At 65.3% G+C, this 13,609-nt stretch carries 12 protein-coding genes; 7 read left to right on the forward strand and 5 right to left on the reverse strand.

All coding sequences use genetic code 11. The features are described 5' to 3' along the window. Nucleotides 1-30: 30 nt before the first annotated feature. From VQ067_RS24380 to VQ067_RS24395, 4 genes are all read right to left on the reverse strand, one after another. Nucleotides 31-240, reverse strand: a complete 210-nt coding sequence (locus tag VQ067_RS24380) for a hypothetical protein (protein ID WP_003094660.1) — start codon at nt 238-240, stop codon at nt 31-33. Between the two features lie 105 nt (nt 241-345). Next, on the reverse strand, nt 346-1,035 hold the full coding sequence (locus tag VQ067_RS24385) for an energy-coupling factor ABC transporter permease (RefSeq protein WP_003094662.1): 690 nt from the start codon (nt 1,033-1,035) through the stop codon (nt 346-348). Beyond that, nucleotides 1,032-1,502, reverse strand: a complete 471-nt coding sequence (locus tag VQ067_RS24390) for a hypothetical protein (RefSeq protein WP_003094664.1) — start codon at nt 1,500-1,502, stop codon at nt 1,032-1,034. The genes VQ067_RS24385 and VQ067_RS24390 overlap by 4 nt, the downstream gene beginning before the upstream one ends. Next, on the reverse strand, nt 1,499-1,924 hold the full coding sequence (locus tag VQ067_RS24395; RefSeq protein ID WP_003103865.1) for a GNAT family N-acetyltransferase: 426 nt from the start codon (nt 1,922-1,924) through the stop codon (nt 1,499-1,501). The genes VQ067_RS24390 and VQ067_RS24395 overlap by 4 nt, the downstream gene beginning before the upstream one ends. 132 nt (nt 1,925-2,056) lie before the next feature. Between VQ067_RS24395 and VQ067_RS24400 the strand changes: the two genes are divergently transcribed. The 4 genes from VQ067_RS24400 (at nt 2,057) to VQ067_RS24415 (ending at nt 4,699) form a co-directional block, all read left to right on the forward strand. After that, nucleotides 2,057-2,686: a DUF1780 domain-containing protein gene (locus VQ067_RS24400; RefSeq protein ID WP_003094668.1), complete on the forward strand. Its 630-nt coding sequence runs from the start codon at nt 2,057-2,059 to the stop codon at nt 2,684-2,686. Further along, entirely contained in the window at nt 2,683-3,132 is a 450-nt protein-coding gene (locus VQ067_RS24405) for an MOSC domain-containing protein (RefSeq protein WP_023100233.1), read from the forward strand. Before VQ067_RS24400 ends, VQ067_RS24405 begins: the two co-directional genes overlap by 4 nt. Nucleotides 3,133-3,157: 25 nt before the next feature. After that, complete coding sequence (locus VQ067_RS24410; protein WP_003094672.1) at nt 3,158-3,328, forward strand: DUF3094 family protein; 171 nt, start codon at nt 3,158-3,160, stop codon at nt 3,326-3,328. A gap of 63 nt (nt 3,329-3,391) precedes the next feature. Further along, a complete protein-coding gene (locus VQ067_RS24415; protein WP_003112837.1) occupies nt 3,392-4,699 on the forward strand; it encodes an NAD(P)/FAD-dependent oxidoreductase in 1,308 nt (435 codons plus the stop codon). A 39-nt stretch (nt 4,700-4,738) separates the two neighbouring features. On the opposite strand, the gene zapE is transcribed toward VQ067_RS24415, so the two are convergent. Continuing rightward, nucleotides 4,739-5,830 (reverse strand): cell division protein ZapE, encoded by a 1,092-nt coding sequence (gene zapE / locus VQ067_RS24420; protein ID WP_074241087.1) that lies wholly within the window; start codon nt 5,828-5,830, stop codon nt 4,739-4,741. A 547-nt stretch (nt 5,831-6,377) separates the two neighbouring features. On the opposite strand from zapE, the gene VQ067_RS24425 reads away from it, so the two are divergent. The 3 genes from VQ067_RS24425 (at nt 6,378) to VQ067_RS24435 (ending at nt 13,609) form a co-directional block, all read left to right on the forward strand. Next, entirely contained in the window at nt 6,378-8,015 is a 1,638-nt protein-coding gene (locus tag VQ067_RS24425; protein ID WP_019372164.1) for a ShlB/FhaC/HecB family hemolysin secretion/activation protein, read from the forward strand. A 48-nt stretch (nt 8,016-8,063) separates the two neighbouring features. Further along, nucleotides 8,064-12,371 (forward strand): two-partner secretion system exoprotein TpsA4, encoded by a 4,308-nt coding sequence (gene tpsA4 / locus VQ067_RS24430; RefSeq protein ID WP_033990661.1) that lies wholly within the window; start codon nt 8,064-8,066, stop codon nt 12,369-12,371. Between the two features lie 371 nt (nt 12,372-12,742). Beyond that, a complete protein-coding gene (locus VQ067_RS24435) occupies nt 12,743-13,609 on the forward strand; it encodes a ParA family protein (RefSeq protein WP_003111785.1) in 867 nt (288 codons plus the stop codon).

Here is a 13,609-nt window from a genome sequence, read left to right on the forward strand (position 1 = left end):
CGGGCCAGCCAATCCGGCTGGCCCGTTCCTTCAGGGACGCATGAAAGCGTAGTCGCGCTGGTCGTCGAGATTCTCCGCAAGAAATTGCAGTTCGCTGGCCAGGTCGCCAGCATCGCGCTCCGCCCGGTTCAGTTCGACGATTGCGCTGAGCAACGCGCGCAGGCGCATTGCCCGGTCCGCCTCGTCGCTCTTCGACAGTAACTCTCGCAGGCCCTCTCGGGCCCATTCATGGACACCCATGTTCCGCTCCTCACCTGGGAAAACGGCAGGATCGCGGCCGGCTTCGTCCGAAACACTGACGCAAGTCAGCCGCCGCCCGCCATGAACCTGGCGAATGACTGGTCATCAGGGCTTGCGCTCTTCGTCCTTCCAGGGCGCCTGCAGGTAGCGCGTGCGATTGAAGGTTTCCAGCCACTCCGGGTAGTAGACCACCAGGCCGGTGATCACCGTGCCGTTGATGAAGGCCTCGGGGAACATGATCAGCCACAGGTAACCAGCGAAGTCCTCCAGCCAGGGCGGCATCGGGAAAAGGCCGTCGATCCAGACCACGCCAAGGCCGAGCAGCAGGACCACCACCGCGGTGAGGGCCGCCGGGAAGAAACCGCAGCAGAAGATGTAGACGAACAGGTTGCGCGGCTGGCGCTTTTCCACGAACAACGCCGCCAGCTCCGCGATCAGCGCGGGGATCGCCACCAGCAGCACGCCGTTGACGCCGATCGCCAGCCAATCCTGGCGGCCGAGCAGGCACAAGCCCAGTTGCGCCACCAGCCCCACCACGATCGCCAGCGGCCAGTCGAGCAGCAAGGTGACGGCGGTCATACCGATGAAATGGAAGGACAGTCCCGACTCGAAGTCCCGGCGCACCAGCCAGAGCAGGAACAGCCCGAGCATGGTGCCGAACACCAGGTGCTGGCGGCGGGTATCGCTGACCAGCTCGACCCAGGGCGCGCGCCAGGCGGCGAGCAGCAGCAGCGGCGCATAGATGGCCCAGCCCAGTTCCAGGCTTTCCGCCGACAGCAATTCGGCAGCGATCACGGCTGCAGTTGTTCCAGGGCGATGCGCAGGGCCACCGGCGAATCCAACTGGCGGGTTTCCAACACGCGGCGCTGCTCCAGCCTGACCCAGAGGACCTTGCCCTCGTCCGAGGCATAGCGAGAAGCGATGGCCGCGTCGCGATCGAGCAGCACCGGATAACTGTAGTCACGCATGGCCGGCACCGCGAAAAGCCGGGAAATCAGCGCCGGCATGCGGCTGATGTCCGCCAGGAACAGCGCGTGGCGCGCCTCCAGGTAGCCCTTTGGGCGTTCCGCCAGCGCCGCCTTGACCAACTTCGAGCCGTCCATGTCCCGCGCCACCAGCAGGACCCGGGTGGAGTCGTCCAGCGAGTGCGCCTTTTCGAACTGGTCCTGCAACGTCCAGGGCTCCAGGGTGGAGCCCTTCTCCACGGCCAGCGCCAGGCCGGGCAGCAGCATGCCCAGCAGAACCCAATGCAATCGTTTCACGCGTGTCCCTCCCGAGTGGAAAATACCTGGATGTCCTTGCGCCGCTCCCAGTCCGACTGGGCTCGCCAGAATGCCTGTGCCTCCTCGGCGGCATCCAGGACGAAGACATGGGATTTGCCGATCCCCTCCCTCGCCAGACGCGCCAGCACTTCGTCGAGCATCCGCCGCGCCAGCCCCAGCCCTCGATAACCGGGATCGACCACCAGGTGCTGGAGGTAACCACGGCGACCGTCATGCCCGGCCATCAGGCAGGCGATCACCTCCCCTTCGGTTTCGACCAGCAGGCTCAGCCCGGGGTTGCGTTGAAGGTAGGCGAGGAAGAAGGGATAGGCGTCCTCCGCACGCAGGCGGATACCTGGCGTTCGCGACCACAGCGCGAAGAGTGCCGGGTGATCGGCGGCGATGACGCTGCGAAGTTGCATCGGAACGGCTCCGGCCCAAGGGGAACGGCAGTGTACACCGAGCCTCGCCGCTGGCGCGCTCCGGGACGGATTGTCGCAACCGGAACGCCTGCAGGCTGGAAAGCGGGCCCGCCGGCAGACTAAGCTGAGCCCATGAACGAAGCGGATTATCTGCGCCTGCTCACCCGTCAGGCCGAACAAGCCAACGACTTCCTCTCCAACGCACGTAAATGGGACCGCGAGCGCTGGGTCTGCCAGCGCTTCCTCGAAGCCCTTAACGTGCCCTATCGCCAGGAGGATTTCGCCGCCCCCGGGGAACAGCCGCCGGACGTCCTGTTCAAGGGTGCCGGCTTCGAGGTGTTCTTCGTCCTCGATGAAGGTCGCCGGCTGAACGAGGAGTGGCGCGAGGAACTGACCCGTCGCCGCCAGGCCGTCAGCCTGCGCCAACTGATCCGACGCGAAGAGCGGCCACAACGGATCGCCGCCGCCGAGCTGCAGGCACGACTGGCGCCAACCCTGCGCAAGAAGGCGCACAACTATAGCGAGCGCGGCATCGACCACGGCGAACTGGACCTGCTGGCCTTCGTCAACCTGAAGCGCGCGGTGCCCGATTTCAATACGCCCTTCCCGCCGCCCACCGAATACCTGCGCCAAGGCTGGCGCTCGCTGTCGATGGTCGGTCCGACCTTTGCCCGGGTGCTCTTCGCTCACTCCGGCGCCCCCGAATTCCTGCGCGCCAACCTCGGCCGCAGCATCCTGTTCGACGCCGGGGTAGGCCTGTGAGCGAAGGGCGGGTGAAGTGGATCGGCGTGCGCTCCGGCAGCCGCGCGCCGATCCAGGAACTGGAGGTGGTGGAGGCACGGCGCGGCCTGGGACTGACAGGCGACCACCCGCACCCGCCGCGCCAGGTCACCCTGGTGCAGTGGGAACACATCGAGGCCCTCGGTACCCTGCTGGGCAGGCCGCTGTTGCCCAACGAGATGCGCCGCAACATCGCCGTCGCCGGCATCAACCTGCTCAGCCTGAAGGACCGTCGCTTCCGCCTCGGCGGCGCGCTGCTGGAAACCACTGGCTGGTACCAACCCTGCGGACGCCTGGAAAAGCACATCGACCACCGCACGCTGAAGAGCGTGCGCGAACAGGGCGGCATCACCGCGCGGGTGATCGGCAGCGGAGTGATCCGCCTCGACGATCCGCTGGTGATCGAGCCCCCTGTCTGTCTAGAATGACCGACATCGAAAACGGAGGCCTGCCATGTCCAGCCGACTGAGCCCCGAAGACCAGCAGAAGGTCGAGCAGTACCTCGCCTCGCCGCTGCACCAGGTCGAGCGTGCGCCGTTCCGCCCGTGGTTCCTGATGTTCGTCCTGCTCGCCGTGGTCATCGGCCTGGGCCTGCTCAGCCGCCTCCTCAGCTACCTGGCCTGAGTCGTCCGGTCGAGCCACGCTCCCGACGACCGCCTCACGGAATTCCCACTATGAGATATCCACATGTCCCATCGCATCGTGATCGTCGGCGGCGGCGCCGGCGGGCTGGAGCTCGCCACCCGTCTCGGCCGCACCCTGGGTAAACGCGGCAAGGCCCAGGTCACCCTGGTCGACGCCAACCTCACCCACATCTGGAAACCCCTGCTGCACGAAGTCGCCGCCGGCTCGCTCAATTCCTCCGAGGACGAGCTGAACTACGTCGCCCAGGCGAAATGGAACCACTTCGAATTCCAGCTCGGCCGCATGCAGGGCCTGGATCGCGCCGGCAAGCGGGTCCGCCTGGCCGCACTGGTGGACGAGAATGGCGTTGAGCTGGTTCCCGAGCGCGACATCGCCTACGACACCCTGGTGATCGCCGTCGGCAGCACCACCAACGACTTCGGCACCGAGGGCGCTGCGGAACACTGCATTTTCCTCGATACCCGCGCCCAGGCCGAACGCTTCCATCGCCAGCTGCTCGGCCAGTACCTGCGTGCGCATACCGGGCACGACGCGAACAACAACGCAGTGAGTATCGCCATCATCGGCGCCGGCGCCACCGGCGTCGAACTGGCTGCGGAACTGCACCACGCCGCGCAGATGCTGGCCGCCTACGGGCTCGACCGGATCCGCCCGGAAGACCTGCACATCAGCCTGGTCGAAGCCGGCCCACGGGTGCTGCCGGCGCTGCCCGAGCGTATCAGTCAGCCGGTACACCAGACCCTGAGCAAGCTCGGCGTACGGGTGATGACCGGCTCCGCGGTGAGCAAGGTAGATGCGGACGGCCTCTGGACCGGCGACGGCGAGTTCGTCCCGGCGACGCTCAAGGTCTGGGCGGCGGGCATCCGGGCTCCGGCCTTCCTCAAGGAACTCGACGGCCTGGAAAGCAACCGTATCAACCAACTGGTGGTCCGCCCGACCCTGCAGACCACCCGCGACGACGACATCTTCGCCTTCGGCGACTGCGCCGCCTGTCCCCAGCCGGCGCAACCGGGAGAGCAACCGCGCAACGTGCCGCCACGCGCCCAGGCCGCGCACCAGCAGGCCTCGCTGCTGGTGAAATCGCTGCGTGCCCGTCTCGAAGGCAAGCCGCTGGGCGAATATCACTACCGCGACTACGGTTCGCTGATCTCGCTGTCGCGCTTCAGCGCGGTCGGCAACCTGATGGGCAATCTGATGGGTAGCGTCATGCTCGAAGGCTGGCTGGCGCGGATGTTCTACGTATCGCTATACCGCATGCACCAGATGGCGTTGTACGGTCCGCTGCGCACCGCGATGCTGATGCTCAGCGGCCGCCTGCGCAGCACCGAGCCACGCCTCAAGCTGCACTGAGCCATTACGCCCCGTTTGCCGTCGGCGCGGGGCGTTCCTTCAACAGCGAAGCTGGCGCAACTGCGCCAGCCGACTGGCGGTACGCTGCATGTCCGCAGGCAGGTCGCTGCCCTCGACCAGGTCCGGCAGCGCCTTTTCGGCACTCAGGAAAAAACGCCGGTCATTGTCGTAAAGGACGTCGACGAGATTGATGAAGCGCTGCTGGGCGGCGACCGAACAGCGCGCCATCGGCGGTACGCCCTCCAGCACCCAGGTAGAGAAGCGTTCGCCGAGGGCAAGGTAGTCCATCACCGCGGTTGGCGCCTCGCAAAGGTCGGCGAAGGCGAACCACACCAGGTCGCCGCACACCGCGCGCGCCTGCAACGTCCTCGCGCCGCTTTGCAGGGTCACGCGTTGCGAGGGCTCGGGCGCGGACAAGCCCAACTCATCCAGGCAAGCGCATGAGGCTGGCCAGCAATACCCGCCGCTGGCATAACCGGAAGCGATCTCCTGCCGCGGCGAAATCGTCCGGTAGTCCCGGGCGCCGGCTACTTCCAGCACTTCCATGCGCGTCTCGATCAACCGGATCGCCGGCAGGAAGCGTTCGTGGTAGAGCGGATTGGGCAGCAGTTGCCGCGGTGCGTAGTTGGAGGTGCAGACCAGGGTGATCTTCCTGCGGAACAGCTCCCTGAACAGGCGTGTTATCAGCATCGCGTCGCCGATGTCGTGGACATGGAATTCGTCGAAGCAAAGCAGCCGGCAATCTCCCAGCAGTTCGTCGAGCGCACCGCCCAGGGCATCGGGCCGCCCCTGGCGGCGGAACATGCCGTCATGAAGCTGGCGAAAGAACGCATGGAAATGCGTCCGGCGCAGGCCCTGCAAATCGGCGCTGCGAAAGAAGCCATCCATCAGCCAGCTCTTGCCGCGCCCGACCGGCCCCCACAGGTAGAGGCTGCGCGGCGCTTGCCGGAATAGCGACGGACCTCGACGCAAGCGCTCCGCCAATCGATCGAGATGAAGAATGGCATTGCCCTGGGCTGCGTCCAGCACATAGCCGCGCCGTTGCGCCTCTTGGTGGAAATAGCGGGCTACGGGCGTTGTGGGCTTGGTGCCGGTCATGGGTGAACGCCGCGAAAAAGAACCGAAAGACACACGCCGTTGATGCTCAGCCTGAGAGGGACCGTAAACCGAGACGGAATTCTAGCGCTGCGTCCTGCCCATGCTCCAGCCGCCAGATCGAACGGCGGGCGATAGTCGGACAGGCCCTTTGATCATGACCGCCACGGTCGCGATACGGAATCGCGCTCAGCCGCTACTTCCGCCCCACTGTTTCCGCCGCTTCCGCAGCCGAGCCCGTTATCACCGGAGTTTTTTCCTACAGCAGTCCTCCCAGTCCCCTACGAAAACCAAGAAGTTCTACCGGCCAACGCCAGAAAACTACGATTGTCGCCGTTTCAGCCTCGCCCCAGGCTATCGCCCACTCGATTCTCCGCCTTGAAACCGATCGTTCTGCACATGCCTGCGGATATCGGCTTCTTTTCCCTGCAAGAACCGCGCTCCGGGCCGATTGACCATGCATCCAGCTTTTCCGCGTAACCAGGCTAGCCTTTCTTTCCCGCCGCCCTCCCCAAAGCCTTCCGGCAGTTCCACTTCGATCGTTCCATCCCTCAGGGCCGGACCGTTGCTCCGTACGGGCCTCATGGGAATGGCCATGCTGTCGTCCGGCCTTGCCAGTGCCGCCCCGGATGCGGGGCAGGCGCTGCGTGACGTGGAAAGCCGACGCCTGAACCTGCCCGCGCCGGTGGAACTGGACGCCGAGCGCCCCAGCCCCGAGGACGGCGTATCACGGGCTGCCGAAGAGGGCGGCCCGACGGTGCTGGTCAAGCGCTTCCAACTCAGCGGCAACAGGCAGTTCGACGATCGACGCCTGCTGGCGCTCCTGCACGACCTGCCGGGCCAGGAACTCAATCTGAGCCAATTGCACGCCGCCGCCGCCCGCATCGGCGATTTCTATCGGGAAAAGGGATATGTGCTGGCGCGCGCCTTCCTCCCGGCACAGGAAATCCAGGATGGAACGGTACGCATCGAAGTGCTCGAGGGACGCTACGGCAGGATCGAACTGCACAACACGTCCCGAACGCTGGACCGCGTTCTACTCCGCCCCTTGAGCGCACTCGAACGAGATACCGCGGTCCAGGGCTCGGAGCTGGAGCGTGCGCTTCTGCTCCTGAGCGACATTCCCGGCCTCCAGGCCAAAGGCACCCTGCTGCCGGGCCAGGCGCAGGGAACCACGGACTTGCGCGTCGAGGCCCGCCCCGGCCCGCTGGTCGGCGGAAGGCTGGAGGCAGACAACTATGGCGGCCGCTACATGGGGGAATATCGCCTGGGAACCACCCTCGACTTCAACAGCCCGCTGCGACTGGGCGACCAGGCGAGACTGAGCCTGCTGGGCAGCGACCGGCACCAACGCTACTACCGTGCAGCCTATCAACTGCCCCTTGGTTCCCGAGGCACGCGCATCGGACTGGCCCACGCCGAGACGACCTATCGACTGGTACGCGATTTCTCGCGCCTGGACGCCCATGGCCGGGCCATTACCGACAGTCTGTTCGTCAGCCAGCCCCTGCTGCGTAGCCGCAGCTTAAGCCTGTCCACCCAGTTGCAATATGAAAACAAACGACTTCGCGATGACCAGGAGCGTACCGGGAGGCATAGCCGCAAGGAGATCCGCCTGTGGACCGCCAGCATCAGCGGAAACGCCCAGGACCGCTTGTTCGGCGGTGGACAGAGCGGCTTCTCGCTGGCCTATGCCCACGGCCAGCTCGCCATCGACTCCGCCGAAGAGCGGCTGCTGGACCGCTACACCATCGGTACCGCCGGCAGCTTCGACAAGATCATGCTCAACGCCGTACGCCTGCAGCACCTGGGCGACCGCCTGCAGTTGTTCGCCCAACTCAACGCCCAGTGGAGCGGCGGCAACCTAGACAGCGCGGAACAGTTCGACATGGGCGGCCCCTACGGCGTTCGGGCGTTCCCCCTGGGCAGCTACAAGGGCTACGGCGACGAAGGCTGGCAAGCCAGTGCGGAGCTGCGCTACAGCCTGGCTCCGGGCTGGCAGCTGAGTTCGTTCGTCGACCAGGGCGCGGTGAAATTCCTCAAGCACCCCAACACCACGGAAGGCAATCGCAACCGCATGGCCGCCGTCGGCAGCGGCGCAACCTGGTACGGAACGGATCACCAGGTCAGCCTGACCGCCGCCTGGCCCCTGAGCCAGGAAAACAACATCGAGCCCGAGCGCACTCCCCGGCTGTGGTTGCAAGCGACCCGCTACTTCTGAGCAAGCTCCCGCCCGCCATGCCGGCGGGCCCCACTGAAAGGAAAAGCCATGAACAAGAGCTATACGCTGGTCTGGAACCAGGCCACAGGCTGTTGGAACGTCGCAAGCGAAGGTACCCGTCGGCGCAGCAAGAGCGGACGCGGCAAGGCGCTCGTAGTCGCCGGAGCGTCACTGCTCGGCCTGTTCTGCCAGGCCCCCGCCGTCGCCCTGCCCAGCGGCGCCACGGTCGTTTCAGGCGATGCCGGATTCCAGACATCCACCGATGGCCGGCATATGGTCATCGACCAGCAGAGCCACAAGCTGATCACTAATTGGAACGAGTTCAGCGTCCGTGCCGATGAGCGGGTCAGCTTCCACCAGCCGGGCCAGGACGCCGTCGCCCTGAACCGGGTGATCGGCCGCAACGGCAGCGATATCCAGGGGCGGATAGATGCCAACGGCAAGGTCTTCCTGGTCAATCCCAACGGCGTGGTCTTCGGCAAGTCCGCCCAGGTCAACGTAGGCGGCCTGGTGGCTTCCACCCTGGACCTGGCCGACAGGGACTTCCTCGCCGGCAACTACCAGTTCTCCGGCGACTCCGGCGCAACCGTAAGCAATGCCGGCAGCCTGAAAGCCAGCGAAGGCGGCAGCATCGCCCTGCTGGGCGCCCGGGTCAGCAACGACGGCGTGATCCAGGCGCAACTCGGCGCCGTGGCCCTGGGCGCAGGCCAGGGCATCAACCTCAATTTCGACGGCGACGGCCTGCTCAACCTGCAGGTGGACAAGGGCTCGGTCGACGCTCTTGCACACAACGGCGGCCTCATCCGCGCCGATGGCGGCCAGGTGCTGATGAGCGCCCGCAGCGCCGACAGCCTGCTCAAGACCGTCGTCAACAACCAGGGCACTCTCGAGGCCAGGACGCTACGCAGCGCGGAAGGACGCATCGTCCTCGACGGCGGCGAACAGGGTACCGTGCGGGTGGCCGGCAAGCAGGACGCCAGCGCCATCGGCGGAGGCAATGGCGGCCTGGTGCTGAACCAGGGCGCGAACGTCGAGATACAGCGAACCGCGCAGGTGGACACCCATGCCGACCAGGGCGCAACCGGCACCTGGAGGATTCTCTCGCACGAGGTCAGCGTAGCCGCTGTCGGCCAGGCAAACGCTGCCGGTGATGGTTCCGGCCAGGTCCATGTAGCGCAGGGCCCAGCCGGGGCCAATGCGTCCGATAGCAACGGCGTGACCATCGTTCAGCAGCAGCCGGCCGTCGACCTCGCCGCCGGCGCCAACGGTACCTCCGCAGTGCAGAGCCAGAGCGGCGCCAACATCGGCTCGGGCGCAAGTGGCATCAGCGTCGTGCAAAGCCAGAACAGCCCCAATATCGGCTCGGGCGCCAATGGCATCAGCGTCGTGCAAAGCCAGAACAGCCCCAATATCGGCTCGGGCGCCAATGGCATCAGCGTCGTGCAAAGCCAGAATGGCGCCAATATCGGCGCCGGCGCGAGTGGCATCAGCGTCGTGCAGAGCCAGAACAGCCCCAATATCGGCTCGGGCGTCAATGGCGTGACTGTCGTGCAGAGCCAGAACGGTGCCAATATCGGTTCGGGCGCAAGTGGCATCAGCGTTGTGCAAAGCCAGAATGGCGCAAATATCGGTTCAGGCGCGAGTGGCATCAGCGTCGTGCAGAGCCAGAGCGGCCCCAGCATCGGCTCGGGCGTCAATGGCGTCACAATCGTGCAGAGCCAGAGCGGTGCCAACATCGGCCCCGGCGTCAACGGAATCGATGTCGTCCAGACCCAGACTCTCCCCAACCTGAGCCCAGGCGCCAATGGCTCCAGCATCGTCCAGGTCCAGACGCTACCCGATATCGCCGCCGACGCCGGCAATGTGCATGTCGTCCAGGTCCAGACCGGCGGTAACAAGGTCTTCGGCAATTCCGCCACCAACGTCAGGTCACGTACCGTTCAGGCCCGGAGCAGCGAGAATGTCGGTTCCGGCCTGGCGAATCCAAGCAGCGCGGGAAAAGGCCCGACGCTGCATGCCGATACCCTGGCCCGCAACCTTTCCACAAGCAACGTCGAAGTGGTCGCCACCCGGGGCAACGCGCATGTCGGCGCGCCGCTGTCCTGGGACAGCGGCAACGGCCTGACGCTAACCGCCGAGCGCGGGGACCTCAGGATCAATGGCGCGCTGACGGCCCAGGGGGAAAACGCCAGCCTTACTCTCAATGCCGGGCAGCGCCCTCTCCGTATCGACGACAGCCTCTCTCTCACTGGCCAGGGAGCCCGGGTCGAATTCAATTCGGACAAGGGTTATGCCCTCGCCGAAGGCGCCCGGATCACCCTGTCCGGCAAGAACGCAGGATTCCGCGCCAATGGGCGGGACTACAGCGTGATCCAGGACCTGCAGCAGTTGCGCGGCATCGATAGGGACCTGGGCGGCAGCTATGTCCTCGGCAATCGAATCGCAGGCGGCAATTCCAGCTTCCTGTCGATAGGCAACGCCAGCGCCTTCGGCGGTACCTTCGACGGCCTGGGCAACACCATCGATAATCTTGCCGTGTACGGCACCGGTGCCTACTCCGGCCTGTTCAGCGTCAACCGGGGCACCCTCCGCAACCTGAACCTGGAACGCATTTCCGCCGATGGAGCACAGGCCACCCACTACAACGTCCAGGTCGGTAGCCTGGCCGCCGTCAACCTCGGTCGCATCGACAATGTGAACGCCAGCGACATCCGTATCGCCGCGGCCTCGAAGCTGAACAGCCTCGGCGGGCTGGTCGCACTGAACCTGGGCAGCATCGACAACGCCAGCGCCAGCGGCACGCTGGTCGGCAACCGCCACACCTATGCTCTGGGCGGACTCGCAGCCGAAAACATCAGCACAGCCAGGGGCGTGGCCAGCATCTCCAACAGCCGGGCCGATTTTGCCATCTCCGGCCAGTTGAAGGACCATGCCAGCCACTACGGCGCGGGGGGCCTGGTAGGCAGGAACCGCGGCGGCCTCATCCGCAGCAGCGGCAGCCAGGGAACGCTGTCGCTGAGCGGTCACGGGATGAACCTGGGAGGACTGGTCGGATACAGCTCCGCCGGCGGACTGGCGGACGTATCCGCCTTCGTCGACGTCTCAGGCAACGGACAGCACGGCCTGTACGGAGGGCTCATCGGCCTCAACGTAAACAGTGGTATCGCCCACGCCACGGCCAGCGGCAAGGTCCGGGGCACAGACGCGGAAGCACTGGGCGGGCTGATCGGCCGGAACCTGAACGCGGCCATCACCAACGCCAGCGCCCATGGCGACGTCGTCCTGCAAGCCGGTCGCTACTTGGGAGGCCTGATCGGCCACAACCAGGCAGGCAACCTGGCCGACGTCAGTGCCAGCGGCAACCTGAGTGGTGGGTCGCTGCTCCAGGCCGGCGGCCTGATCGGTCTCAACGCCAATGCCTCGCTGGTCAATGCCTCCGCCAAGGGCAACGTCGCTACCCGCGGAGCAGAAGCGGTTGGCGGTCTGCTCGGCGAAAACCTGTACGGCTCCATCATCAACGGTTCCGCCAGTGGCGAAGTCACCGACGGCAGCGGCAAAACCCTGGGTGGCCTGATAGGGTCCAACCTCGGCGGCAATCATTCCAACCTGAAGGCCTCCGGGTGGGTAAACGCAGGGGCGAACAGTGACGTGGGAGGGCTGATCGGCCACAACCGGGGCGGCAACCACAGCACCCTGGCCGCATCCGGCAATGTCACCGGGGGCAAGGGCAGTCGCGTCGGCGGACTCGTCGGCTACAACGATGCCGCCTCGCTGACGAACGTCTCGGCTTCGGGCAACGTCAGCGCCAACGGTTCCAGGGCCATCGGCGGGTTGCTCGGCAACGATCTGCGAGGCTCGCTGATGCTCGCCAGTAGCCATGGGACGGTAATCGACATGACCGGCCACAATCTGGGAGGACTGCTCGGCCGCGGCGAAAATACCTCGATCCGCTCCGCCAACGCCACCGGCGCGGTCACCGGGGGCGGCGGCGCCAGTGTCGGCGGGCTGGTCGGCTCCCTGGAAGGCTGGCGGGCTCTCGTCCTGGGGGCCTCGGCCAGCGGCGATGCGAGGGCGGGATACGACAGCTATATCGGCGGGCTGGCAGGCTTCAGCACCGGCACCATCAGGGGCGCTTCCGCTTCCGGCAAGGTCGGAGGCTCGGGCCTGCTGGGCGGCCTGGTCGCCTGGAATCAGGGGAATGTCATGGGTTCTTCGGCCAGCGGCAGGCTGGAGCCGCAAATCCCCAACCAGATCCATGGCGGACTGATCGGCATCAATTTTGGCTGGCAGTCCTGGAACTCGGTATACGGGGCTGCGGCGGCCGTTCCCATGATAGGTCGCCACTACAACCTGTGAATCGATTCTCCCGGTACCCGTACCGGGAGGCTTCCTGTTCGATGGAGCGGCCGGGCCTCAGGGCCCGCCGCCTCCAGACGCTCGATGGAATGCCATGCTGGAAGGCCAGGCGTCGGGAGAAACTGGGCTGGAAGAGCGGACCATCCTCCTTCCCACAGGCCAGCATTCGGAAAGTAATGGCACAGAAACGAAAAAGCCCACCTTTGCAGGTGGGCTTTTTCGTCTTGAATATGGTGGGTCGTGTAGGATTCGAACCTACGACCAATTGGTTAAAAGCCATTTGGACCAAGGTCGTCTAGGAAGGGTTTCCACTCCCGTTACAACGAGTCTGTTTAGCAGCCTCTAATGACCCCACATTAGAGGCTGTAGACATGAATGCGAAAGCGACTTCGGTTGTATCCACCAAGGGTGGTGTAGGGAAATCCACCACCGCCGCCAACCTCGGTGCATTTTGCGCCGATGCTGGCCTGAAGACCCTCCTCATCGACCTGGACCCCGTCCAGCCCTCCCTATCTTCGTACTACGAGCTACCTGAAGTCGCCCAGGGCGGCATCTACGACCTGCTCGCCGCCAACATAACTGACCCAGCGAGGATCATCTCCAGGACGATTATCCCCAACCTGGACGTCGTGATTTCCAACGACCAGAACAACCAGCTCAACAACCTACTGCTCCAGGCGCCCGATGGCCGGCTCCGGCTGGCAAACCTCATGCCGTCCCTGAAACAGGGCTACGACCTGGTGCTGATCGACACCCAAGGTGCGCGCTCCGCTTTACTCGAAATGGTCGTGCTCGCATCGGATCTGGTTGTTTCCCCCCTGCAGCCCAACATGCTCACTGCCCGCGAGTTCAACCGCGGCACCATGCAAATGCTCGATGGACTGCGCCCCTACGAGCGCCTCGGCATGCGGATCCCCAAGGTTCAGATCGTCATCAACTGCCTGGACCAGACCAATGACTCCCGGGCGATTCACGAGAATGTGCGTGCCATCTTCGATGAGCATCAGGATATTTCTGTACTCGAAACGACTGTCCCGGATGCCGTCGTGTTTCGCAATGCAGCATCGCGCGGGCTACCAGCGCACCGCCTCGAAACGCGGCAACCCTCGAATCGCACATCAGCGCCCGCGCTGGAAATCATCCGTAACCTGGCCATCGAGGTCTTTCCCGAGTGGACTGACCGTTTCCTCGCGCTGACGCCGGAGGCGGTAGCAGCACTGGTCAAGGGAGGGCGCTGA

Source organism: Pseudomonas sp. KBN12P06040 (genome assembly GCF_037574965.1).
Classification (GTDB): domain Bacteria; phylum Pseudomonadota; class Gammaproteobacteria; order Pseudomonadales; family Pseudomonadaceae; genus Pseudomonas; species Pseudomonas aeruginosa.